The sequence below is a fragment of the Pseudomonas sp. genome (assembly GCF_049645325.1).
Taxonomy (GTDB): Bacteria; Pseudomonadota; Gammaproteobacteria; order Pseudomonadales; family Pseudomonadaceae; genus Aquipseudomonas.
On the sequence record NZ_JBARTQ010000218.1, the window covers coordinates 1 to 3,452 of the forward strand.

A 3,452-nucleotide genomic window follows, 5' to 3' on the forward strand; every position below is an offset into this window, starting at 1 on the left:
CGCATAGGCACGGCGGAAATTTAACGCCAGGTGGAAAAAGCCCCACAGGTGCTGGAAAGCCTGGCCATCGGCCAGCGCTGGCAGGACGACGTGCGCGTGGTGCTGTTTGTGCGCCTTAACGAGGGCGCCCAACTCGATGACACCCTGGAACAGCAGATTCGCCAGGTGATCCGCGCCAACACCACGCCGCGCCATGTGCCGGCAAAGATCCTCGCCGTCACCGATATTCCGCGCACTATCAGCGGCAAGATCGTTGAGCTGGCGGTGCGCAACGTGGTGCATGGCGAGCCGGTGAAAAACACCGACGCACTGGCCAACCCGGAGGCCCTGGCACAGTTTCGTGATCGCCCGGAGTTGGCGTAAAGATGAAAGGTTTCAGCCCTGGCGTACTGATTTGAAGACAAAACCCCAAGGCATGCTATTTTTCGAGGGGTAGTCAGCCGTTCCCGACTCGCGGGATAATCGGCTTTTGTCATATTTCAAAGCGTTACGCTCAGGGTTTTTTTCATGAATGGAACATCCACCGCCAGCGCCGCCGCACTGATCGCGCGGCTGGACTGGGCCCAAAGCCCCCTCGGTGAGGCCAATGATTGGCCGCAAAGCCTGCGCACAGCGGTGGACATCGTCGTCCACTCGCCGATGCCGATGCTCCTGCTGTGGGGCAGCCAACTAACCCAGCTCTATAACGACGGCTTCGCCTTGCTGGTGGGCAACAAGCACCCTGGCGCCCTGGGCCAGCCGGCGCACCAGACCTGGCCGGAACACGAAAGCTTTACCGCGCCGATCTATGACGCGGTCCTCAGCGGCCAGGTGCGCACCTTCAGCGAGCAGCGCTTTGTGCTGCAGCGCAACCACCGCGACACCGAGATCTGGCTCGACCTGACCTACAGCCCCATCCGCGATGAAAGCGGCGCGGTGGCGGGTATTTTGGTCACTGCCATCGAAACCAACGAACGCCGCAGCAAAACCCTTGAACTGCAACAGCGTTCCGAAGACAGCCTCAAGGCCCAACACAGCACCGAACAACGCTTGCAGCTGGCCCTGGCCGCCACCGACGCCGTGGGCACTTGGGATTGGGACATCGGCGAAGACCGCTTTATCGCCGATGCACACTTCGCCTACCTGCACGGCGTCGACCCGAATGACGCCAGCCTGTTGCCCATCAGTGATTACCTGCACGGCGTGCACCCCGAAGACCGTGGCATGGTGGCGCGCAGCATCAAGCATTGCATCACCTTCGGCACCGAGTACGCCGAGGAATACCGCCTGCTGCAAGCCGACGGCACGGTGCGCTGGGTATTTGCCCGGGGCCGCTGCTACAAGGACCCGCAAGGCCGCCCCGCGCGCTTCCTGGGCGCGGCGCTGGACCTCACCGACCGCAAACAGACCGAGCAGGCCTTGCGCCAAAGCCAGACCGAGCTGCAGTTGATCATCAACGCCATGCCGGTGCTGATCGGTTACGTCGACCACGAACAGCGCTTTCGCCTGAACAACAGCGCGTACCTTGAGTGGTACGGCATGACGCCCCAGGAGCTGTACGGCAAAACCATCCGCGAAGTGCTCGGCGATGACGTGTATTCGGGGCGCGAGGACAAGATCACGGCCGCGCTCAAGGGCAAGGCGTGCAGCTTCATGACTGTCACGCCGCATCGCGACGGCCGTGCGCGTCACGCCCTGATGAAATACCTGCCGCGCTTCAGTAATGACGGCTCGGTCAACGGCTTCTACATCTTTGTGATCGATGAAACCGAACGCAAGCTCACGGAAGAAGCCCTGCGCCACCTCAATGAGAACCTGGAAGAGCGCGTGGCCCAGCGCACCCAGGCGCTGGCCGAGGCCAACCAGCGCCTGCAAAACGAGATGTTCGAGCGCGAGCGTGCCGAAGATGCCCTGCGGCATGCGCAGAAAATGGAAGCGGTGGGCCAGCTCACCGGCGGTATCGCGCATGACTTCAACAATATGCTCACCGGCATCATCGGCAGCCTGGACCTCATGCAGCGTTACATTGCCGCTGGGCGCAGCGACGAAATCAGCCGGTTCACCGACGCCGCCGTGTCGTCCGCCCATCGCGCGGCCGCCCTCACCCATCGGCTGCTCGCGTTCTCACGTCGCCAGTCGCTGGACCGGCGCCCGCTCGACCCGAACCAGTTGGTGGCGTCGCTGGAGGACCTGTTCCGGCGGACCAAAGGCGCACACATCGGGCTCAAGGTGCAACTGGGCAACGATATCTGGCCAGTCAACACCGATGCCAGCCAGCTCGAAAACGCGCTGCTCAACCTGGTCATCAACGCCCGCGATGCCATGCCTGATGGCGGTGAAATCCTGATCGAAACCGCCAACAGCTACCTCGATGGCAACGACATCACCACCCTCGAACCGGTCAAGGCCGGTGACTACGTGATGCTGGGCGTGTGCGACAACGGCACCGGCATGGCGCCGAAGATCCTCGCCAAGGCGTTCGACCCGTTTTTCACCACCAAGCCTATCGGCCAAGGCACCGGCCTTGGCCTGTCGATGATCTACGGGTTTGCCCAGCAATCCGGCGGCCACGTGACCATTCAGAGCGAGCCCGGCCATGGCACCTGTGTGCGCCTGTATCTGCCACGTTTGTACGGCACCGCGCTGGAAAGCAGCTTGCCCGCGCACATGAGCGAAGCGCCTTTGGCCCTGGCCGGTGAAGCGGTGGTGGTGGTCGAGGATGACCCTGCGGTGCGCATGCTGGTGGTCAATGTACTCGACGAACTGGGCTACACCGCGCACCAGGCGGCCGACGCGCGTACCGCGTTGCCGTTGCTGGAGTCGGATTTGCGCGTGGACCTGCTGGTGACCGATGTCGGCTTGCCCGGCATGAACGGCCGGCAATTGGCGGAAATCGCCCGCCAGCATCGTCCGGGCCTGCGTGTGTTGTTCATGACCGGCTACGCCGAGAAAGCCGCCGAGCGCCAGGGTTTCCTGGAGGAAGGCATGGACATGGTGGCCAAACCGTTTTCCATCGACCTGCTGGCGACGAAAATCCGCAGCATGATCAGCGTCGTTGAATGAGTTCAGGCATAATCGCGCGCCCTTACGTTTGACCGTTGCAAGGTAACAACATGAAAGCCCAAGCCCGTCACATTCTGGTGAAAACCAGCGAAGAAGCCGAACAGCTCAAGCAGCGCATTGCCAAGGGCGAAGCGTTCGATGTGCTGGCCAAGAAATACTCCACCTGCCCGTCCGGCAAGCGCGGCGGCGATTTGGGTGAAGTGCGGCCGGGGCAAATGGTGGGGGCGATTGATGCGGTGATCTTCAAGAAGCCGGTGAAGGTGGTTCACGGGCCGATCAAGAGCAAGTTCGGGTATCACCTGGTGCAGGTGTTTTACCGCGATTGAGTGTTTGGCTTGAGACCGCTATCGCAGGCAAGCCAGCGCCCACACTGGAATGCATTCCTTCCATTGAAATGCGCTCAACTGTGG

2 protein-coding genes and 1 pseudogene are annotated in these 3,452 nt (G+C 62.0%); all 3 read left to right on the forward strand.

What is annotated here, in order from left to right; genetic code table 11:
- A pseudogene (locus WBB95_RS09495) lies at positions 1–363 on the forward strand (AMP-binding enzyme); the annotation flags it as partial.
- Positions 364–507: 144 nt separating this feature from the next.
- Positions 508–3,042, forward strand: a complete 2,535-nt coding sequence (locus tag WBB95_RS09500) for a PAS domain-containing protein (RefSeq protein WP_424487352.1) — start codon at positions 508–510, stop codon at positions 3,040–3,042.
- A gap of 50 nt (positions 3,043–3,092) precedes the next feature.
- Positions 3,093–3,368 (forward strand): peptidylprolyl isomerase, encoded by a 276-nt coding sequence (locus tag WBB95_RS09505; RefSeq protein WP_003174397.1) that lies wholly within the window; start codon positions 3,093–3,095, stop codon positions 3,366–3,368.
- Positions 3,369–3,452: the final 84 nt, after the last annotated feature.

Excerpts from the sequence above, each read along its gene's own strand:
- WBB95_RS09505 (WP_003174397.1), top strand. The coding sequence starts at position 3,093 with ATGAAAGCCCAAGCCCGTCACATTCTGGTGAAAACCAGCGAAGAAGCC.
- WBB95_RS09500 (WP_424487352.1), top strand. The coding sequence starts at position 508 with ATGAATGGAACATCCACCGCCAGCGCCGCCGCACTGATCGCGCGGCTG.